Here is a 20,958-nt window from a genome sequence, read left to right on the forward strand (position 1 = left end):
AGGAGCGAACGGGCGCGGCCGCCGGTGCCTAGTCGTCGGTGTCCAGCGGCGGAAGGTTCGCTCCGTTGCCGACGGCGCGCAGCCGGGCGGAGTCGACGACGCGGTAGCTGCGGTTGAGCCTGCCGGCGCTGGTCTCGGCGAGGATTTCGTGGGCGCGCAGTTCCCTGAGCGCCTTCTCGACGGTGGACACGCCAAGGCCCAGTGCCTGGGCGAAGTGGCGCTGGGTGGGGCCGGAGACGAGGCTCGGGTCGAGGGCTCCTATGACGATCTCGGCGCCGAGGTCCTGCTGGTAGGCGAGGTGGAGCAGGAGCCGGGCCACGCGGTGGATCGGCTTGATGTGGTCCATGCCGTACAGGTCCTCGAAGTCCTGGACGTAGTTCATGAGCCGCCGGTGAATCATGCGGACGACCGAGAGGTTGCGCACCGCGATGGAGCGCAGGGCGCCGCGCGCGATGCGGACGGTGCGGGTCGCGGACAGGAACTCGATCTGTTCCAGGCGGTTGAGGGAAGGCACGTCGGTGAACAGGTCGAGGTTGCCCAGTATGTAGTTGCCGCCCCAGATGCGGCCGTTGACCAGCACGGTGCCGAACAGTACGAACTCGATGTACTGGGAGCTGATCGGCTCGGGCCCGGAGGAGCGCTGGTGGCGCACCAGGGAGCTGACGCGGGCCAGCGAGTCGGCGACGTCCTGGGAGAGGCCCTGTTGCAGGTAGTAGTGGCTCAGGACGCGCGCACCGGGACCGTTGCGGGGCTCCACCATCGTGGTGGCGGCCAGCGGCTCGGGCCCGGGGAAGTCGCGCCAGGGACGGCTCCACGACCTGCCGCCCGGAAGGACGCCGTCGTCGACCGGCTGGGGGTCCTCGCCCGGCGGCCGGGTGCCGTTCATCGCGCGTGCCCCTTCACGACGGGCGCCGGGGCGGCGACGGTGTGGAGGACGGCGGGCCGCATCATGGGCTCGTTCATGATCCGCACGATGGGTACCAGCGAACCGACGAGAGTGCCGATGCCCACGATGACCGCGACCACGCGGGCCGGCCGGGACTTCAGCCGGTCGACGACGTAGGCGATGGTCCCGAAGACGATCGTGTAGATCGCCACGATGACGACGAGGCGCACGAGCGCCTGCTGGGCCTCGGCCTCGGGCGGGCGCTCCATCAGGATCCGGGTGATGGGCACCAGGGCTGTGATGAGGGCGGCGATCGCCGAGATGAGCGCGGCGACGCGGACCGGCCTGGACTCGAAGCGCCGGACGACGAATACGATCGTCCCGAAGACGATGAGGAAGATCGCCAAAAGGGCGAATAGCGGGGCCGTGTTGGACACGAGCTGTGCTCCCGGGGTGCCGGACGGATGACGCAGGGGCTGCGGCTGCTGCTCGGGTCCCTCCGGTGGCGAGCCGGAGGGAGAACGAGCCCGGCACACGTGCCGGAACCACTGGACTGTTCTTCGCTCAACATGCAGCCGGGTTCGGGCACCACTCGGGCATCCTTGACCGGTTGACGCAGGACGATACCGAACCGCTGGGGGCTGCCCAACTAACGCTTCGGGATAGGGAATTCGGGAGCGCCAAGACGTCCGATAACGGGTCGGGCCCGGCACTTCGGGAGGTAACCCTCCGTCAAGAAAGCCTTATACGTACGGCTTCTGAGGCGACTGCACGGGAAATCCCTCTGGATAAGGCATAACCGGCCGCGAACTTCGGTTACATACTCCGTGCTGGACAACGGGCCCTGGACTGGCCTTCGCTCAGCGCCATCGGGCCGTACCCGGGGGGTTGGCCCCCTTCGGGGGCCTGATGTGGATCGTCAAAGAGGCCCCGCCATCGGCGGGGCCTCGGGCGTATACGCAGCTCACGACAGAGGGCGGCAACGAAATCCGCACCCGGCCCGCGAGGGGCATTCACCCGGCTCGTCCGGATGCTGAGCAACCGCTCACTTGCGGCCCGGCCCGCTCACGCGTTTCGAATATTTGGACGAAGCGGGATCAAACGGTTCACCGACCCGAGATTGCGAAAGCGGCTACGCGCTGTAAGATGCGGGGCCCCTCATCACCCGAGGCGATCATGGGGTGCTCACCGGTAGTCGGAACCATGGGTGAAACGCCAGCGTACGAGCCCGTGTGATCCCTTATGCCGGTTCTGAGAAACGGCCACGCTGCGTATGCGCATGAGGTGCATGAATCGCATCGTCACCGGGCTCGCCGAGGTGGTAGACGCCATCGGCCGCGGCGAGGCGGGCGAACACCTCCTGCCGCAGATCCGCCTCCAGCGCGGTGGGCAGCACGTCCCCGAGCGGATCCGCCCACTCCCGCACCCGTGCTCCTTCGGATCCGGGGCGTAGCGGCGAAAATCGATGAAGGCACGTTCCTCGTGAGCGAGCCCGGTGTCCGTGGCACCAGCCTGGAAGGCAGGCGAGGTGGCCCTGCCGACTCACCGGGCGGGCCCTAGGGGCGGAGCGGGGCCGCCCTGCCGTCGGTGAGGTTCCAGATGTCGTCGGCCAGGTCCAGCAGGCGCGTGTCGTGGGTGGCGACGAGAGCCGTCACGCCCTCGCTGTCCACCACGGCCCGCAGCAACTCCATGACGGCCACCCCGGTATGCGCGTCGAGCTGCCCGGTCGGCTCGTCGGCGATGAGGAGTGCGGGCCGGTTGGCGAGCGCCCGCGCCACGGCCACCCGCTGCTGCTGCCCGCCGGACAGCTCGTCCGGCCGCTGCTTGGCGTGATCGGCCAGCCCGACCAGACCCAGCAGGACCCGGACCCGCTCGGCCCGCTCCTCGCGCGGCAGCCCGCGCAGCCGCAACGGCACCCCGACGTTCTCGGCGGCCGTGAGCACGGGAAGCAGCCCGAAGCCCTGGAAGACGAACCCGATCCGGTCCCGGCGCAGCTCACGCAGCCGCGCCTCCGGCAGCCCGGAGAGATCGGCCCCGTCCAGGAGCACCCGGCCCCGGTCCGGCCGGTCGAGCCCGCCGACGATGTTCAGCAGCGTCGTCTTGCCCGCGCCGGAGCGCCCCCGCACCGCGGTCAGCCGCCCGCGCCGGGCCGTCAGCGACACCCCGCGCAGCGCGTGCACCTCGGACCGGCCGCGCCCGTAGCTGCGGTGCACGTCCTCCACCCGCACCATCGGCTCCGCGGCGTCGGACCCGACAGCCGTCCGCACCGTTCCCTCTTCCGCCCCGTGCTCCGTCATCGCCCCACCCCGTCGCGGCCGTCGCCCTCCGCCCGGAGGACGCTCGTGCGCCCGTCACCGGACGGGCGGTCACCCTATGCGGACACGCCGCCCGGGACAACGCACCCCCCGGCCGCCCGATCGTCCGGACGGGCCAGGGTTATGATCCTCGCGCTCCGTATCGAACTGCCGTCCGGGGAACGGTGGTCGGCGGCGCGACGACTGGACGGGGGCGGTCCGCGTGCTGGCCTGGGGAGTGCGGCGCGTGCTCGCGCATCGGCTGCCGATCCTGGCCGCCGTGCTCGCGGTGACGCTCGCGGCCACCGTGCTCACCGCCCTGGCCGCCTTCTCGACCGCCGCCGGTGACGTCGCCCTGCGCCGTACGCTCGCCGCACCCGACCACCGCGTCGACACCGCACTGACGATCACCGCCGACGTCCCCGACGGCGAGCGCGGCGCCGCCCGCGCCACCGTGGCCCGGCAGGCCCGCGCCGCGTTCGCCGGACTGCCCGCCACCGTCCGGGAGAGCGAGCGCTCCGGCACGTACGCGCTGCCCGGCGGCGACCGCGACCACCCGGACCTCGCCCGGCTCGCCACCCTCGACACCGACCGGGTGCGCCTGGTCTCCGGCCGGCTGCCGTCGGCCGGGACCGGCCGCGACGTCCCCGTGGCCGTCCCCCGGATCGCCGCCGAACGCCTCGGCGTGCGCGCCGGCGACACCCTGACCCTGACCGGCCGCCTGGACTCCCGCCCGCTGCGGGTCACCGTCACCGGCGTGTACGAGGCGCGGGACACGGCCGATCCGTACTGGCGGCTCGACCCGCTCGGCGGGCGCGGCGCGGCCACCGTCTCCTTCACCACGTACGGGCCCCTGCTGGCCCCCGCCGCCGCCTTCGGCGCGGGCCGGGTCGGCACCGACAGCACCGCGTGGAGCGTCACCGCCGACACCCGCCGGCTGACCGTCGCCGCCGCGGACGACCTGCGCACCCGGGTGGCCCGGGCCCGCGCGGCGCTGCGCACGGCGCCCGCGCTGGGCGGCGCCGCCCAGGTCACGACCGGGCTGCCCGCGCTGCTCGACCAGGCGGCGACGGCCCGTTCGGTGGCCGCGACCTCGCTGCTCACCGCCGCCGTGCACCTCGTCGTGCTTGCGCTCGGCGTGCTGCTGCTCGTCGCCCGGCTGCTGCGCGAGCGGCGCACCGCGGAGACCGTCCTGCTGCGCGCCCGGGGCGCCTCCACCCGCCGGCTGGCCGCCGTCGCCGCCGTCGAGGCGGGGTGCCTGGCGCTGCCCGCGGCGGCCGTCGCCGTGCTCGCCGCGCGCCCGCTGGCCGGGCTGTTCGCCGCCGACGCCGCGCACGCGCCGCTCACCGTCCCCGTGGTCCTCGTCGCGGCCGGGACCGCGCTCGCCGGGGCGGCCGTCGTCCTCGGCACCGCCACCCCGGCCCGGGACGAGAGCGCGAGCGGGCGGGCCCGTGCCCTGCCCGGGCCGGTGCGGGCCGGCGCGGACGTCGCCCTCGCCGTCCTCGCCGCCGCGGCCTGGCTCCCGCTGCGCTCCGGCGACCGGCTCACCCCGGTCGCCGCGTTCGCCCCGGCCCTCACCCTCCTCGCCGGGACCGTGCTCATGCTGCGGCTCCTGCCGTGGGCGGCCCGCGCCGCCGAGCACCTCGCGGCCCGGCGCCGCGGTGCCGGGGCCGCCCTCGCCGGACGGCAGTTCGCCCGGCGCCCGGCCGTCGCCACCGCGCCCGTCCTGCTGCTCGCCCTCGCCGTCGCCACCGGGCTGCTCGCCACCGGGCAGAACGCCTCGTGGCGCACCTCGCAGCACGCCCAGGCCGACCAGACGGCCGGCGCGCCGCTGCGCCTGGACGACCCGCGCCCGGGCGGCCCGGGCCAGAGCGGCCGCGTCGACGGCGTACGGAACCTGCGGGCGGCGGCGCCCGTGCACCGCGCCGACACCGACCTCTCCGGCGGCGCCCGCGCCACCGTCCTCGCCGCGGACACCGCCGCCCTGCGCGCCACCGTCCTGCCGGGCCCCGGCTCCGCCGACACCGCGCTCGCCCCGCTCACCCGGGCCCGGCCCGCCGCCGACGGCCCCCGCGTCACCCTCCCGAAGGACGCCCGTACGCTCCTGATCGACGCCAGGACCGGGGCGCGGGGGGCCCGGGGCCCGGCCGCGCGGGTGAGCGTGCTCGTCACCGACCGGCACGGCACCGCCTACCGGCTCGCCGCGGGCGCACTGGCCGCCGACGGCCGCACCCACCGGCTCCGCGCCGCGCTCGACACCAGCGCCGACGCCGCCCGCTTCACCCCCGCGGGCCCGCTGACCGTCACCGAGATCGGATTCGAGAGCGCCGTACCGGTGCGCGGCGGCACCGCCGTCCTGCGCGTCGACGCGCTGCGCACCACCGGCGCGGGCGGCGGCTCCCGCGCGCTGCGGCTGCCCGCGGGCCGGAGCTGGAGCGCCGAGTCCACCGTGACCCGCGGCACGCTCGACGACCCGGCCCGCACCCTGCGCCCGCGCTCCGCCGGGGACGCGGTGACGCTCTCCCACCCGACCGGCTCGGACGATCTCGGCGAGGCCACCCTCACGGTGCGGCTGCGCCCCGGCGACCGGCCGCACGCCCCCGCCGCCCTGCCCGCCCTCGCCACCGACGCGTACCTGCGGGCCACCGGCGCCCACGCCGGGGACACCGTCGACGTCGCGTTCTCCGGCGAGTCGCTGCGGGTCAGGATCGCCGCCACCGCGCCCACCTTCCCGACCACCGGCGCCAGGGGCGCCCTCGTCGTCGACCTCGCCGCCGCCGAGGTCTGGCTGGCCGCCCACGGCCGCGACCCGCTCACCCCGACCGAGTGGTGGGCGGCGCCCGCGCCGGGACGGACGGCCCAGGCGGCGGCGAGCCTGCGGGCCGCCGTCCCCGGCGCCACCGTGACCGTCCGCGACGAGGTCGCCGCGCGGCTGCTCGCCGATCCGCTCAGCGGCGGGGTGCGGGGCGCCCTGTGGGCCACGGCCGCCGCCGCGGTCGTCCTCGCCGCGCTCGGCCTCGCGGCGGCCGGCGCGGGCACCGCCCGGGTCCGCCGCCCGGAGTTCGCCGTGCTGAGCGCCCTCGGCGCGCCGCGCCGGCTGCCCCTGCTGCTGGTCGCCGCCGAGAACGCCGCGCACCTGGTGACCGGCCTGGTCACCGGCACCGTCCTCGGCGTGCTGCTGGTCCACGCGGTGGTCCCGTACACCGTGCGGACCGCCACCGGCGCGCGGCCGGTGCCGACGGCGGTCACGGATCTGCCCGTCGCCCACGTCCTCGTCCTGCTCGCCGCCGTGGCCGCGGTCCCCGTCGTCGTCACCGCCCTGCTCGCCCGCCACGCTTCCCGCACCCCGGCGGGCGCCGGAACGGAGCCCGCATGACCGTGCACCGCGCGGCGGAACCCGCCGCCACCGCGCCGCCGCCGCGCCCGGCGCGCGGCCACCGGGTGCCCGCGCCCTGGCTGCGGACCCGGCTGCGGGCCGCGCCCCGGGCCGCCCTCGTGCTCGCCGCGCTCGTCGGCGTGGTCGCCTTCCTCGCCGCGGCGCTGCCGCGCGCCGACGACACGGTGACGGCGCGGGCGCTGCGCTCCACCCTCGACACGGCGGGCCCGGCGCGCACCGCGATCGAACTGACGGCGCCGCAGCCGTCGCTGGCGCTCTCGCCGCGGGACCGGGCGGCGGCCGTCGCCCCGGCCGCGCTCGCCCGCGTGACGCGGCGGGCCGCCGGACTGTTCCCCGCGCCGCTGGCCGCCGACCCGGGCGGCACCGTCACCGAGGTCCGCACCACCGACCAGCTCGTCGGCACCGATCCCGGCCTGCCCCGGCCGGAGGCCGTGCCGCCGCAGTTCAGCGTGCACGCGCTGAGCGGCCTCGCCGCGCACGCGCGGGCGGCGTCGGGCCGGCTGCCGCGCGCGCCCCGGGACGCCACCGAGAACACCCGCACCGCCGAGGCCGCCGTCACCGAGGCCACCGCCCGCGCCCTGCACCTGCGCGTCGGCAGCACCGTGCACACCGCCCACGCGAACGGCGCCCCCGGCCCCGTGTTCACCATCAGCGGGATCCTGCGCCCCCGCGGACCGGACAGCCCGTACTGGTCGGCCGATCCGCAGCTGCGCACCCCCGGCCTCGCCGCCACCAGCGGCAAGCCGCCGTCGCTGTACTGGTCCGCCGCGCTGCTGCTGCCCGCGCAGGCCGCGCCCGTGCTGCTCGGCACCCAGACCCAGCCGGAACTGGTCTGGCGCTTCGCCCCCGACACCGCCGGGCTGACCGGCGCCGACGCCGCCGGTCTTGTCCGCGCCACCGCGTCGATGCAGAACGGCCCGGCCGCCCTGCGGCTGCGCTCGGTCGCGGGGCCCACCGCCGCCGTCACCACCGGGCTCGGCGCCGTCGTCACCGGCCACACCCAGCTGCGCGACACGCTGCGCCCGCTGGTCACGGCCGGTCTCACCGGAGCCGCCGCGGTCGCCGCCCTCGTCCTGACCGCAGCGGCCGCCGTGCTGACCCGCCGCCGCGCCGCCGAACTGGCGCTGCTGCGCGCCCGGGGTGCCGGGCTGGCCGCGCTGGCCGCCCGCACCGCCGCCGAGACGGCCGTGTGCGCGCTGCCCGCGGCGGCCCTCGGGCTGCTGCTCGCCCGGCTGGCGCTGCCCGAGGGGCGCGACGGCCCGGCCGTGCTCGCCGTGACGGCCGCCGCCGTCCTGGTCTGCGCGGTGCCGCCCCTGCTCGTCCTCGCCGGCCACCGGGTGCCGCGCGTGCACGACGAGCGGGAGGACCTCGCCGCCGTCCGGCCGGGCCGCCGCCGGCTGGTCGTCGAGGCGACGGCCGTGCTGCTCACGGCCGGTTCGCTCGCGGCGCTGCGCACGGCGGGCGCCGGCTCGACCGCCGCGATCGCCGTCGCGCCGGTGCTCACGGCGCTGCTCGGGGCGCTGCTGCTGCTGCGCCTGACGCCGCCGCTGCTGCGCCGTGCGGCGCGGTCCGCGGCCCGGCTGCGCGGCTCCGTGGTGTTCCTCGCGCTGGCCAGGGCCGGGCGCGCGCCCGCCGCCACCGCCTTCCCGCTCTGCGCCCTCGTGATCGCCCTGACGACGGCCGCGTTCGGCGGGTCCGTGCTGGCCGGCACCACCGCGGCCCGGGACCGGGCCGCGGTGCTCGTCACCGGTTCCGACGCCCGCGTCGACGTCCTGGGCGGGGGCCGGCTGGCCGCCGGGGCGCCCCGGGCCGTCGCCGGGCTGCCCGGCGTACGGGCGGTCACGGCGGTCGGCGCCGACCGTGACGCGCGGTCGGGGGACGCCGCGTTCACCGCCGTCGCCGTCCCCGCCGACGCGTACGCCCGCCTGGCCCGTACCACCGGTCTCGGCGGCTTCGCCCCGGCCGCCCTCGGGGCCCGGCCGGGTGCGGTGGGCGCCGTCGCCTCGGCCGGGCTCGCCCGGCGGCTGGGGACGGGGCCGCACGAGATCGAGGCGTTCGGCAGGACCGTCACCGTGCGCGTCACCGCGGCCCGGACGACCACCCCCGCCGTGCCCGACGGCGCGTTCCTGGTCCTGGACCGCAGCCGCCTGGCGGCACCGGCCGGGGTGACGAGTCTGCTGGTCACCGGCGCCCCGGCCGACGCGCAGGCCCTCGAACGGGCGGCCCGCGCCGGATCCTCCGCGCCGGTGCGCGCCGTGCTCCGCTCCGACGTGCGGGCGCGGTACGCGTCCTCGCCGTTGCAGAAGGGCAGCGTCCTGGTCTACGCCGCCGCGGTCGCCGCCGCCGGCGCGTTCGCCGCGCTCGCCCTCGCGCTGTCCCTGCTGCACGACGCCGCCGCCCGCACCGCGTTCCTCGGCCGCCTGCGCACGCTGGGGCTCGGGGTGCGGCAGGGCCGGTGGCTCGCGCTGCTGGAGGCGGCACCGCTCGCGGCGACCGCGGCGGTCGGCGGCGCCGTCACGGGGTGGGCCGCGATCGCGCTCGCGGGCCCGGCGGTCGATCTGCGGCTGCTCGCGCTCGGCCCGGCCCGCGCCGGGCAGGAGGGCGCGGCCGTCCCGGAGACGTTCCAGCCCGCCCTGCCGGCCGACCCGGCCGCGCTGGCGCTGCCCGCCGTCGCCGTGCTGGTGCTCGCCGCGGCGGTGACGTACCTCCACACCCGCCACCCGTCCGACCGCCCCACCCGCCGCCCACGCACGGCCGCGCCGCCCCCGCCCGCTCCCACGGAATCGCGGCCCTCGTGAACCCGGGAACCGCGGGAGCCCCCGAAGCCGCCGGGGCCACCGGAGACGCCGGGGCCACCGGAGACGCCATGACCGCCGAAGACGAGAGGGGAGCCCTCATGACCGTGCCACCGCCCCCGGACGGCACCCGCGGCCCCAGCAGCCTGGCCGAGCTGGAGGCGCGGGCCGGGCGGGAGCGTCCCGCCCACGGCCAGGACGCGCTCGTCGTCTGCGACCGTCTCGTACGGGTCTTCACCGCCGACGGCGTCGAGGTCCAGGCCCTCCAGGGCCTCGATCTCCTGGTCCGCGAGGGAGAGCTGACCGCCCTGGTGGGCGCCTCCGGCAGCGGCAAGTCGACGCTCATGAACATCCTCGCGGGCCTCGACGTGCCGACCGCGGGCGCGGCCCGGGTCGCGGGGCGCGACCTGCTGACCATGGGCTCGCGCGACCGTCTCGCCTACCGGCGCGCGACCGTCGGCTTCGTGTGGCAGCGCACCTCCCGCAACCTCGTGCCGTACCTGGACGCGGCACAGAACGTCGCGCTGCCCATCCGGCTCGCGGGCCGCGGCGGCCGCAGGGCCCGGGCCGCCGCGGCCCGGCGCGCGCACGACCTGCTCGCCCTCCTCGGCGTCGCCGACCGCGCCGACCGCCGTCCCGCCGCGCTCTCCGGCGGCGAACAGCAGCGGGTCGCCATCGCGGTCGCGCTCGCCAACGACCCGTCGCTGCTCCTCGCCGACGAGCCGACCGGCGAGCTCGACTCGGCGACGGCCGCCGACGTCTTCGCCGCGTTCCGCCGGGCCAACGACGAACTGGGCACGACCGTGCTGGTGGTGACGCACGACCAGGCCGTGGCCGACGAGGTCCGCCGCACCGTCGCCATCCGCGACGGCCGCACCTCCACCGAGACGCTGCGCCGCACCACCGTCGACGAGGGCGGCCGCACCTCGGTCGAGGCCCGCGAGTACGCGATGCTCGACCGCGCGGGCCGCCTCCAGCTGCCGTCGGAGTACGTCGACTCCCTGTCGATGGAACACCGCGTCCTGCTCCAGCTGGAACAGGACCACATCGGCGTCTGGCCGGACGAACCCCAGCCGTGACAGGGCGGGGGTCGGAGCATCCCGGCCTCCGCTCCCTCGCCCCGGACCGGCCCCCGCCCCCTCACCCCGGACCGGCCCCCGCCGCCCGCACCCTGCGCACCAGCTGCCCCACCTCACCGGACAGCCCCACCCCCACGGCCAGCGCCAGCGTCACGGCCGCCACGTGCACCAGGCCCCCGAGGCCCTGCGTGGTCCGCCCGGAGGCGAGCGCGGTCAGGGACACGTACAGCACCCCGCCCGGCAGCAACGGCGCGATCCCGGGCACGACCAGCGGCAGCGCGGGCTCCCGGCGCCGTCGTGCCACCCAGTGCCCGGCGCAGCCGACGACCGTGGCGACCAGCGCCGTGCCGACCAGCGAGGACAGTCCCAGCGCGCGGAACTCGACGGACACCACGAACCCGACGACCCCGAGCAGCGCGGCCGTCGGCCAGTCCCGCCGGGGCGTCCGCGCCCGCGCCGCCACCGCGACGGCGAACACGACGACGCCCACCACCGGGGTGCCCAGGTACTCGGCGCGGCTGACCGTCGGCACCAGCGCCACCCCGAGCCCGAACAGGTCCCCGGCGCCGAGCACGACGACCACGCCGGTGACGACGGCCGCGAACACCAGCACGGCGTCGCACAGCCGCCCGAGCGCGGTGAGGTAGTGCCCGGTCAGCGTGTCCTGCACGGCGCTGACGAACGTGACGGTGGGCAGCAGTCCGAGCACCCCGGCGACCACGATGGCCGGCACCGCGGTCGGCGGCGCGACCCGGCTCACCGCGAGGGCGATCACGGCGGCCGGCATCGAGGCGACGGCGAACCGGTAGAACGCGGGCACCCCGTGCCGTCCGAGCCAGCCGCTCAGCAGCGCCCCGAGCAGCCCGGCGACGAACGCGCACAGCGGCGAGCGCAGGCCGCCGCCGAAGACCAGCGCGGCGCCGGCCGCCACGATCCCGGTCTGCACCGGCACCCGGTAGAGCGCCCGGCGGCCGCCGCCCGCCGGGGCGTCGAGGATCCGCCCGGCCTCGGCCCGCGCCTCCTCCAGCGAGAGCTCCCGCGCGCCGATGCGGTCCACGAGCCGGTGCACCCGGCCGAGCGCGCTGTAGTCGATGCCGTGCTTGCGGATGACGCGGCGGGCGTGCAGCGGGGTGAGTTCGCCGGGCGCGTACCCGGACAGCGAGACCTCGGCGAGCATGACGCTCGGCTCGCAGTAGCTGACCCCGTAGGTCTCGGCGGTGACGAGCATCCCGGCGACGGCCTCCTCGGCCGAGCCGCCGTGCGCCAGGAGCGCCTCGCCGAGCCGGACCGCGAGGTCGGCGACGCGGACCCCGTAGGCCGTCATGTCGGCGCGCCCGTCGTCCTGCAACAACTCGCCCGCGTAGCCGTAACTTCGGGTGGGTTCGAGGCCGCGCAGCCGCGGCAGGGCCCGGTTCAGCCAGGGGGTGTCGGTACGGGGGACGCGGTGGCGGGCAGCCTTGGAGGCGCCGGCCGATGTGTCGGTCGTCACGGGCATACGAAACGAGCGTAACGGACATTTAGCCCATTCGGGCTGATTCGGTCACAGCGTCCCGAGCGCCGCCGCGGTCGCCGCCGCGAGCCGCCGCAGATGGTCCTTGGGCAGGTCGGGGGCGCGCACCACGACCGAGCGCCAGTACAGCGGGCCGGAGATCAGGTCGAGGGCCAGCTCCTCGTCGAGGCCCGCGCGCAGTTCACCGCGCTCCACGGCCGCCCGCACGATCCCGCTCGCCACCCCGTGCTGGCCCTCGCGCAGCGCCTTCTGCATCGCCTCGGCGATGTCGGGGTTGCGGGCCGCCTCCGCCTGGAGGTCGGGGATGATCTGGCCGGCCACGGGGTGCCGCAGCGCCCGGGCGGTGACCCGGTAGAGCAGCAGCAGGTCCTCCTGGAGGGAGCCGGTGTCGGGGGCGGGCAGCCCCTGCACCGCTATCGCGGAGACCAGGTCGAGCACGAGGTGCAGCTTGGAGCGCCAGCGGCGGTAGACGGCCGTCTTGCCGACCCCGGCCCGGCGCGCGATGCCCTCGATGGACATGCGGGCGTAGCCGACGGAGGCCAGCTCCTCGAAGACGGCGGCCCGGATCGCGTCCGTCACGTCCTCGCGCAGGACGGCGGCCCCGGCGGGGGCCCGGCGAGGCGTCGGCTTGGCCTTCGGCCGGGCGGGGTCGGCGTTGGTCGTCATATGGCAAAGCATAGGGGCGTGACGACGAAACGGTTGCGTTGCGACGTCGATCGCCCCTATCGTCATCGCCATCACGTGACGACGATACGGACCCGTCCCGACGTAAACGGGAGGTGAACGCTCGTCGCCCTCCATTCACCGAAGGAAGCAGCGGACGTGAGTCAGGTTCTGGACACGCCCCCCACGCCGGCGCCCCCGGCCGTCGCCGAGGACGCCGCGGCCCTCGCCGCCCGGTACGGCCTGAGCGTGAGCGGCGCCCGCCCCGCGTTCCCCCTCTATCTGCGGCAGCTGTGGGGCCGGCGGCACTTCATCACCGCCTTCGCCACCGCCAAGCTGACGGCGCAGTACAGCCGGTCGAGCCTGGGCCAGCTGTGGCAGGTGCTGACCCCGCTGCTGAACGCGGCGGTCTACTACTTGATCTTCGGCATCATCCTGGGCAACTCCCGGGGCGTGCCGGACTACATCCCGTTCCTGGTGACCGGGGTGTTCGTGTGGACGTTCACCCAGAGCTCGGCGATGTCCGGGGTGCGGGCCATCTCCGGCAGCATGGGCCTGGTGCGCGCCCTGCACTTCCCGCGCGCCTCGCTGCCGCTGTCGTACTGCCTCCAGCAGCTCCAGCAACTGCTGTTCTCGATGGTCGCGCTCCTCGTGATCCTGCTCGCGTTCGGCGTGCCGCCGGGGCCGTCCTGGATCCTGCTGCTGCCGGTGCTCGCCCTCCAGTCCGTGTTCAACGCGGGCCTGGCCCTGGTCATGGCGCGGCTCGGCGCCCGCACCCCCGACCTCAACCAGCTGATGCCGTTCGTGCTGCGGGTGTGGATGTACCTGTCGGGCGTCATGTTCAGCCTCAGCGACAAGCTGCCGAAGACCGACCTGCCGACGGTGCTCCAGCACGCCGTGCAGCTCAATCCGGCCGCGGTCTACATCGACCTGATGCGCTTCGCCCTGATCGACAGCTTCACCGCGGACAACCTCCCGCCGCACGTCTGGGCCGTCGCCCTGGGCTGGGCGCTGCTCGCCGGCGTCGGCGGGTTCATCTACTTCTGGAAGGCAGAGGAGACGTACGGCCGTGACTGAGACGACCCTGCTCCGCGAGGAGACCCCGCGGCCCGAGGACGAGCGCGTCCCCACCGTCATCGTCGACGGCGTCGACATCGTCTACCGGGTCAACGGCACCGGCGCGGGCCGCGGCACCGCGACCGCCGCCCTGAGCCGCATCGTCCGCGGCCGCGCGAAGGTCGAGCGGCGCGCGGGCGTACGCACCGTGCACGCCGTGCGGAACGTGTCGTTCACCGCCTACCGCGGCGAGGCCATCGGCCTGATCGGCACCAACGGCTCGGGCAAGTCGACCCTGCTCAAGGCCGTCGCCGGGCTGCTGCCCACGGAGAACGGCCGCATCTTCACCGACGGCCAGCCCTCCCTGCTCGGGGTGAACGCGGCCCTGATGAACGACCTCACCGGCGAGCGGAACGTGCGGCTCGGCGGTCTCGCGATGGGCATGAGCCGCGAGCAGGTCCGCGACCGCTACGACGAGATCGTCGACTTCTCCGGCATCAACGACAAGGGCGACTTCATCACCCTGCCGATGCGCACCTACTCCTCGGGCATGGGCGCGCGGCTCCGCTTCTCCATCGCGGTCGCCAAGGAGCACGACGTCCTCCTCGTCGACGAGGCGCTGGCCACCGGCGACCGCTCCTTCCAGAAGCGTTCCGAGCAGCGGATCAAGGAGCTGCGCGAGCGCGCGGGCACCGTCTTCCTGGTGAGCCACAGCAACAAGTCGATCCGGGACACCTGCGACCGGGTGCTCTGGCTGGAGCGCGGCGAGCTGCGGATGGACGGGCCGACCGAGGAGGTCCTCGCCGCGTACGAGGAGTTCACCGGCCCGGCGAAGAACGCCCGGAACACCCGGACCCCCAAAGCCGACAAGGGCGGAGCAAAGGGAACCTGACCCCGTCGGCCCACCTCTTCCCCCATGAGGCCCAGCGTGGGCACAACTGCGCTTACCCTTTTGTCTGCTTAATGCCAGTATGGGCGTCTGGGCGGTGATCGGAAGAGGACAAGGAGTCCCTGTGCAGACAACCCGGACCGGCGAGCCGTTGCTCAGCATCATCGTGTACGGGCGGGACGTGCAGGGGCTGCTCGGCGTGTGCCTGGACAGCGTGGCCGCCCAGCTCCCGCCGGAGGCCGAGCTGGTGACGGCGGCCGTCGGGGACGACGCGCAGGACGTGGCGGTGCGCTCCGGCGGCACGGTGCTGCCACTGCCCGCCGGCACCGGCGACGCGGCGGCCCGCGCGGCGGGCGCCGAGCGGGCGCACGGCACCTGGCTGTGGTTCCTGCCCGCCAAGGACCGGCTGCCCGCGGGCGCGGTGCGGGCCCTGCTCGACCGGCTGGCCGAGCTGGACCCGGCGGTCGACGTGCTGGTCGCCGACCACGTCCGCACCACCTGGCGCGCCACCGGCGCCCGCGGCACCGACGCCGGCCGGCTCGCCCGGGTGGCCCGCCGCGAGGTCACCCTCGACCAGGCCCCCGACCTGCTCCGCGTCACCCCGCTGCTCGCCAAGCGCGCCGTGCGCGCCGCCTTCTGGCGCGCGCACGAGGAGGAACTGGCCGACCCCGACGAGATGTTCGCCGCCCGGGCCGGCCTCGCGCTCGCCGACCGGATCGCCTGCCTGGACCAGGTCGTGGTCGACGTACGGGAGTTGCGGCGCGAGAGCCTGCCCCCGGTGACCGCCGAGCAGCGCTACGGACTCGTCGAGACCTACGACCGCCTCCAGCGCCTGCTGCACCGGTGCGGCTCCGCGCCCCGGCCGCGCGCGGTCCTGTACGACCTGATGGCCACCGAGACGATGCGGGTCGTGGCGCGCGAGACGATGCCCGACGCGGTGGCCCGCGAGTTCTTCCACCGCGCCTCGGCGGCGGCCGTGCGCTGGAAGCCCGCCGGTTACCGGCGCCCCGGCGGCATGGAGGGGATGCGGCGTAGGCTCCTGGAGGAGGACGCGTACACCAAGTACCGGGCCTTCCAGGCCGCCAACCAGCGGCGGCGCGGACTGCGCGGCACCCTGCGCACCCGCAGGAGGCAGCTGGGCGCCAAGGTCCTCGACCACCACTACCGCAAGGCGCTGCGCGAGCCCGTCGACCCGGACCTCGCCGTCTTCTCCGCCTACTGGGACCGAGGGATCGCCTGCAACCCGGCCGCGATCGCCGCGAAGCTCGCCGAACTCGCCCCGCACGTCCACCCGGTGTGGGTGGTGTCGAAGGCGGCCGAGCCGCTCGTCCCGCCCGGCACCGACCACATCGTGCCCGGCACCCGCCGCTACTGGGAGGTGCTGGCCCGCGCCCGCTACCTCACCAACAACGTCAACTTCCCGAACGCCGTGGTCAAGCGCCCCGGCGCGATCCACCTCCAGACCCACCACGGCACCCCGCTGAAGAAGATGGGCCTGGACCAGCGCGCCTACCCGACGGTCTCCCGCGGCCTCGACTTCGACGCGCTGCTCGCCCGCGTCGACAGGTGGGACTACAGCGTCAGCGCCAACAGCCACTCCACCCGGATGTGGGAGCACGCCTACCCGTCGCACTACGTGTCGCTCGACCACGGCTATCCCCGCAACGACGTCTACTACCGGGCGACGGCCGCCGACATCCGCGCCGTGCGCGACCGCCTCGGCATCGCGCCGGGCCGCCGCGCCGTCCTGTACGCGCCGACCCACCGCGACTACGAGGCGAGCTGGACCCCCCGCCTGGACCTGGCCGCGCTGACCGAGCGGCTCGGCGACGACACGGTCCTGCTGGTGCGCGGCCACTACTTCTACGGCGGCGGCGCCTCCCCGCTGGCGGGCCTGCGGCGCACCGGCCGGGTCATCGACGTCTCCGCCTACGACCCGGTGGAGGAGCTGGCCCTGGCCGCCGACGCACTGGTCACGGACTACTCCTCCATCATGTTCGACTACGCGAACCTGGACCGGCCGATCATCAGCTTCGCCGACGACTGGGAGACGTACGCGCGCACCCGCGGCACCTACTTCGACCTGCTCGCCGAACCGCCGGGCCACGTGGCGCGCACCGAGGAGGAGCTGACGGAGATCCTCGCGACGAACGCCTGGCGCGACGAGGCGTCCGCGAAGAGCCGCGCCCACTTCCGGCGCCGCTTCTGCGAGTTCGACGACGGGCGGGCAGCCGAGCGCGTCGTGCGCCGCGTCTTCCTCGGCGAGCCGGAGGAGAACCTGCCGCCCGTGCTCCCCGTCGAGTCCCGCACCCCCGCTCCCACGCCCGAGGAGGCGACCGGCTGATGCCCGCGCAGACCCCCGACGTGACCATCACGGTGATCGTCTTCAACGACGCCGAGCGGCTGCCGCGCGCCGTCGCCTCGCTGCGGGCGCAGACCCACCGGAACATCGAGATCGTCATCAGCGACGACCACTCGACCGACCGCACCCCCGAGGTGGCCCGGGAACTGGCCGCGCAGGACGACCGCATCACGTACCTGCGGCTGCCGGAGAACAGCGGCGGCTGCTCCGCCCCGCGCAACCGCGCCCTCGACATCACCACCGCCCCGTACGTGATGTTCCTGGACAGCGACGACGAACTGCCGCCGCGCGCCGTCGAGGTGCTGCTCGCCGCCCACCGCGAGAACCCGGCGATCGACTTCGCGATGGGCGCCGTCCAGCGGGTCCGGGTCGACACCGGCCAGCGCTCGACCTGGATGGCCCACCTGGTCGCCGAGCGCCGCACGGTCGCCGGCATCGAGGCCGAACCGGCCCTGCTCTTCGAGCACCTGTCGACGAGCAAGATGTACGCGCGCGCCTTCCTCGACCGCCACCACCTGCGCTTCCCCGAGGGCATCCACTACGAGGACCAGCTGTTCTCCGCGCAGGCGTACGGCCTGGCGAACTCCTTCACGGTGGTGCCCGACACCGTCTACCGCTGGTACATCGCGCCGTACGCGGCCGAGTCCGCCGCCTCCATCTCCAACCAGCGGCACAAGCTGGCCAACGTCCGCGACCGCGTGCACGTCCAGCGGCTCATCGACGACTTCCTGGCGCGCGGCGGCTTCGGCGACGCGGTCCGCGAGGCCAAGGACTACAAGTTCCTCAAGCACGACTTCCGGATGTACGCGGGCGACCTGCCCTACCGGTCCGACGACTGGCTCGCGGGGTTCGCCGAGATCGTCGACCCGTACCTGGCCGTGCTGGCCCCCGGCGCCTACGCCCGGCTGCCGCGCGCCGAGCGCGTCGTCCTCCAGCTGGTCCGCGACGGCCGCCTCGACGAGGCCAGGACCGCCGCGCGCGGCCTCGGCCACGGCGTCGCCCCGCGCGAGGCGGTCACCGACGACACCGGCAGCCTCTACTGGGGCGGCACGCTCCCCGCCACGCCCGAGGCCCGCCGCGAGCTGGCCCTCGACGACCTGGCCCTGGACACCCGGCCGTTCCCGGGCGCCCAGTTCCGGCACGAGATCGTCTCGGTCGGGCGCAACGCCGGGCCGGCCTCGCTCGCCCTGCACATCCGCACCCACGACCCGGCGCTGCGCCTCCCGGTCGGCCCGCAGGTCGCCGCGCTGCTGCTCTCCCCCGGGCGGCGCCGCACGACGGTCCGCTTCCGCCTGGACCCGGTGCGCCCGGGTGTCTTCGAGGGCCGCGTCGACCTGGACCTGACGCAGGTCGCGCTGCCCGCGCAGGGCTTCGACGGCACCCGCCACCCGCTCCTCCAGCTCCAGGCGCCGGGCGGACTGCGCAACACGGGGCTGCTGCTCGCCCCGCTGGACTTCCCGTCGTTCACGGCCGAGTTCCACCACCACCGGGTCACGGTCGAGCCGGAGGGGCGCGGCGCGGGCCGGCTCCAGGTGCGCTGGGCGGCGGTCGGGATGACGGCCCGTCTCGTGCGGCCGGTGGCCCGGAAGGTGGGCCGCGCCCCGATGGCGCGGAAGGTGCGGCGGGCCGTGCGGCTGGTGTCCGCCCTCACCCGCTGAGCCGCGCCGGGCGCCCGCTCAGCGCACCCGGTACAGCTGCTGCCCCCGGGGCCCCACGGCCACCCGCTCCAGGGCCGGGTCCCCGGGCGGCAGCCCGCCGTCGCTGCGATAGGCCACCACCCACCCGACGCGGTAGCGGCGCAGCACCCCGAGCCGGTCGCGGCGCGGGGTGCCGGCCGCGAAGTACGTCGCGACGGCGGCCTCGCGCGCCCGCTCGTCGTCGAGGAAGAAGTCCGGGTAGCCCGGGGCGACCGTGTACGGCCCGTAGGCGGGGATCTGCCGGGCCGGGAACGTCTTGGCGAGCACCACGTCGCCGTACGCCACCCAGGGCGTGATCCAGTGGTAGCCGACCCACGGCTCGCGGTACTTGGCGGCGACGGGCGGCGGCAGCACCGCGCGCGGCAGCACGTGGCCGAGCGTGCCGGACTGGGTCCACGCCCCCAGCAGCAGCGCCGCCGTCACCGCCCAGCCGAGGCCGGTGCGCACCGCGCCGCGCGGCGTGCGGAACACCTCAAGGCCCACCGCGACCTGCGCGGGGATCAGCACGGCCGGCAGCGCCCGCCCCCAGGACCAGTGCCCGGTGAGGCCGCCCGCCGTGAACACGACCAGCCCCGCCAGGCAGAACAGCACCAGCGGGTCGCGCCGCTCGCGCCGCCACCGCAGGCCGAGCGCGACGGCGCCGACCAGCGCGACCAGCCACAGCCGGGCGGGCAGGTCCCGGTACAGGGAGCGGTGGATGGCCTCCAGGTTCTCACCCGCGCCGAACAGCGCGAAGAAGGAGTAGTACGGCCACAGCGCGATCAGGACCAGCCCGGTGGCGAGCCCGCCCGCGAGCCGCAGCCACCCGGACCGGTCCGGCCACGGGCGGGCGCCGACGACCATGGCGAGGGCGCCGAGCGAGGCGACGACCCCGGTGAACTGGTGGCTGAGCAGGATCACCGCCCACAGCACCCCGGCGCCCAGGAAGTGCGCCCACCCGGTGGCCCGGCGCAGCAGCGCCCACAGCCAGAACGAGGCGCCGAGCGCGAACGTGCTCGGGTAGGCGACGCACAGCGCCAGGGAGCTGAGGCCGAGGTAGCCGCTCCAGACGAACAGGGTCGTGCCCCACAGCAGGACCAGGCAGAGCAGGACCAGGCCCGCCACGGCCGCCCGCCGCGACCGCCCGGCCGCGCGTTCCAGGAAGGTGCCGGTGAACGCCCACACCCCGCCGGCCAGCAGCGCGAGGGAGACCAGCGCCCCGACGCGGAGCACGACGAACACCCCGAGGCCGGTCACCTTCGCGACGCAGCCGAGCAGCAGCGTCCAGGGGCTGTAGTACGGGCTGTCGGCGTCGGCCGCGACCAGCGGGTCGCCGGGGTCGAGCAGGTCGTGGCGCAGGCGCTCCACGGTCGCGGCGTGGATGCCGAGGTCGCCCGCCCAGGGCAGCCGCACCACGACGGCGAGCAGCAGCACCAGGACGCAGCCCGCCCCGGCCCAGGCAGCGGCGCGGGCGGGCGCGGCGGCCAGCGGGTCCTCGCGGGTGGCCTCCGCAGCGGTCAACGGGCCCTCGCGCGCAGCTTCCACGGCATGGCCACCGACTCCAGCTGCACCATCAGGTTCATCTTCGACTCGCCGACGGTGCGGTCCTCGAAGTGGATGGGGACCTCGACGACGCCGTGGCCGCGGCGCACCGCCCGGTACTTCATCTCGACCTGGAAGCTGTAGCCGGCGCTGTCGACGGAGGCCAGGTCGATGGCGCGCAGGGTGTCCTCGCGCCACAGGTTGAAGCCGCCGGTGATGTCGCGCACCCGGGTGCCGAGGATGGTGCCCGCGTAGGTGTTGGCCCAGTGGGAGAGCAGCCTGCGGTGCGCGCCCCAGGCGTCGGAGAGGGTGCCGCCCTGGACGTAGCGGCTGCCGATGGTGACCCCGGCGCCGGTGGACAGGGCGACGCCCAGCATCTGGGGGACCTTGGCGACGGGGTGGCTGCCGTCGGCGTCCATCTGGAGGACGTAGCGGGCGCCCTCGGCGACGGCGCGGCCCATGCCGGCCGCGTAGGCGCGGCCGAGTCCCTCCTTGCCCGCGCGGTGCAGCACGCCGATCCGGTCGGCGCCGTAGCGGCGCGCGTACTCCTCGGCGATGTCCCCGGTGCCGTCGGGGCTGGAGTCGTCGACGACGAGCAGCCGCAGGCCGGCCAGGTCGAGGTCCATCAGGGCCTCGGCCATGCCGGGCAGGTTGCCGGCCTCGTTGTAGGTGGGCATCACGACGGTGAGCGGGGTCGCGGCCCAGGTGTCGGGCAGTGCGAGGGCGCGGTCCGCCGTCCGCGGCGACGTCGGCGGATCGGCTGGCTTCGACGGCGGCATCGGCTCTCCCTGAGGGGTCATCAGACAATC

General features: G+C 75.8%; 15 protein-coding genes. 8 read left to right on the forward strand and 7 right to left on the reverse strand.

Features of this window, described 5'->3' with window-relative positions:
• Window positions 1-28: 28 nt before the first annotated feature.
• Window positions 29-886 (reverse strand): helix-turn-helix domain-containing protein, encoded by an 858-nt coding sequence (locus ACIP5K_RS26720; protein ID WP_401413416.1) that lies wholly within the window; start codon window positions 884-886, stop codon window positions 29-31.
• Window positions 883-1,323 carry a hypothetical protein gene (locus ACIP5K_RS26725; protein WP_401413417.1) on the reverse strand — a complete coding sequence of 147 codons (441 nt, stop codon included), beginning with the start codon at window positions 1,321-1,323 and terminating at the stop codon, window positions 883-885. The genes ACIP5K_RS26720 and ACIP5K_RS26725 overlap by 4 nt, the downstream gene beginning before the upstream one ends.
• 851 nt (window positions 1,324-2,174) lie before the next feature.
• Here ACIP5K_RS26725 and ACIP5K_RS26730 point away from each other — a divergent pair.
• A complete protein-coding gene (locus ACIP5K_RS26730; protein WP_401413418.1) occupies window positions 2,175-2,339 on the forward strand; it encodes a hypothetical protein in 165 nt (54 codons plus the stop codon).
• Window positions 2,340-2,442: 103 nt separating this feature from the next.
• On the opposite strand, the gene ACIP5K_RS26735 is transcribed toward ACIP5K_RS26730, so the two are convergent.
• A complete protein-coding gene (locus ACIP5K_RS26735; RefSeq protein ID WP_401413419.1) occupies window positions 2,443-3,183 on the reverse strand; it encodes an ABC transporter ATP-binding protein in 741 nt (246 codons plus the stop codon).
• A gap of 244 nt (window positions 3,184-3,427) precedes the next feature.
• Here ACIP5K_RS26735 and ACIP5K_RS26740 point away from each other — a divergent pair, with 244 nt between their 5' ends.
• From ACIP5K_RS26740 to ACIP5K_RS26750, 3 genes are all read left to right on the forward strand, one after another.
• Complete coding sequence (locus ACIP5K_RS26740; protein WP_401413420.1) at window positions 3,428-6,556, forward strand: FtsX-like permease family protein; 3,129 nt, start codon at window positions 3,428-3,430, stop codon at window positions 6,554-6,556.
• Window positions 6,553-9,375: an FtsX-like permease family protein gene (locus ACIP5K_RS26745; RefSeq protein ID WP_401413422.1), complete on the forward strand. Its 2,823-nt coding sequence runs from the start codon at window positions 6,553-6,555 to the stop codon at window positions 9,373-9,375. The genes ACIP5K_RS26740 and ACIP5K_RS26745 overlap by 4 nt, the downstream gene beginning before the upstream one ends.
• A 98-nt stretch (window positions 9,376-9,473) precedes the next feature.
• A complete protein-coding gene (locus ACIP5K_RS26750; protein ID WP_401413483.1) occupies window positions 9,474-10,451 on the forward strand; it encodes an ABC transporter ATP-binding protein in 978 nt (325 codons plus the stop codon).
• 61 nt (window positions 10,452-10,512) lie between these two features.
• On the opposite strand, the gene ACIP5K_RS26755 is transcribed toward ACIP5K_RS26750, so the two are convergent.
• Complete coding sequence (locus ACIP5K_RS26755) at window positions 10,513-11,940, reverse strand: threonine/serine exporter ThrE family protein (protein ID WP_401413424.1); 1,428 nt, start codon at window positions 11,938-11,940, stop codon at window positions 10,513-10,515.
• A gap of 51 nt (window positions 11,941-11,991) precedes the next feature.
• Window positions 11,992-12,627: a TetR/AcrR family transcriptional regulator gene (locus ACIP5K_RS26760; RefSeq protein WP_401413425.1), complete on the reverse strand. Its 636-nt coding sequence runs from the start codon at window positions 12,625-12,627 to the stop codon at window positions 11,992-11,994.
• 156 nt (window positions 12,628-12,783) lie between these two features.
• Here ACIP5K_RS26760 and ACIP5K_RS26765 point away from each other — a divergent pair, with 156 nt between their 5' ends.
• From ACIP5K_RS26765 to ACIP5K_RS26780, 4 genes are all read left to right on the forward strand, one after another.
• Window positions 12,784-13,701 (forward strand): ABC transporter permease, encoded by a 918-nt coding sequence (locus ACIP5K_RS26765; RefSeq protein WP_401413427.1) that lies wholly within the window; start codon window positions 12,784-12,786, stop codon window positions 13,699-13,701.
• On the forward strand, window positions 13,694-14,572 hold the full coding sequence (locus ACIP5K_RS26770; protein ID WP_401413429.1) for an ABC transporter ATP-binding protein: 879 nt from the start codon (window positions 13,694-13,696) through the stop codon (window positions 14,570-14,572). Before ACIP5K_RS26765 ends, ACIP5K_RS26770 begins: the two co-directional genes overlap by 8 nt.
• 121 nt (window positions 14,573-14,693) lie before the next feature.
• Window positions 14,694-16,913 (forward strand): CDP-glycerol glycerophosphotransferase family protein, encoded by a 2,220-nt coding sequence (locus ACIP5K_RS26775; RefSeq protein ID WP_401413430.1) that lies wholly within the window; start codon window positions 14,694-14,696, stop codon window positions 16,911-16,913.
• Complete coding sequence (locus ACIP5K_RS26780; RefSeq protein WP_401413432.1) at window positions 16,913-18,589, forward strand: glycosyltransferase family 2 protein; 1,677 nt, start codon at window positions 16,913-16,915, stop codon at window positions 18,587-18,589. The genes ACIP5K_RS26775 and ACIP5K_RS26780 overlap by 1 nt, the downstream gene beginning before the upstream one ends.
• 18 nt (window positions 18,590-18,607) lie before the next feature.
• On the opposite strand, the gene ACIP5K_RS26785 is transcribed toward ACIP5K_RS26780, so the two are convergent.
• Together ACIP5K_RS26785 and ACIP5K_RS26790 are read right to left on the reverse strand one after the other, a co-directional pair.
• Window positions 18,608-20,128: a hypothetical protein gene (locus ACIP5K_RS26785; RefSeq protein WP_401413433.1), complete on the reverse strand. Its 1,521-nt coding sequence runs from the start codon at window positions 20,126-20,128 to the stop codon at window positions 18,608-18,610.
• On the reverse strand, window positions 20,125-20,928 hold the full coding sequence (locus ACIP5K_RS26790; protein WP_401413435.1) for a polyprenol monophosphomannose synthase: 804 nt from the start codon (window positions 20,926-20,928) through the stop codon (window positions 20,125-20,127). Before ACIP5K_RS26790 ends, ACIP5K_RS26785 begins: the two co-directional genes overlap by 4 nt.
• Between the last annotated feature and the right edge of the window lie 30 nt (window positions 20,929-20,958).

The organism is Streptomyces sp. NPDC088785 (assembly GCF_044750685.1).
In the GTDB taxonomy this organism is placed as follows: domain Bacteria; phylum Actinomycetota; class Actinomycetes; order Streptomycetales; family Streptomycetaceae; genus Streptomyces.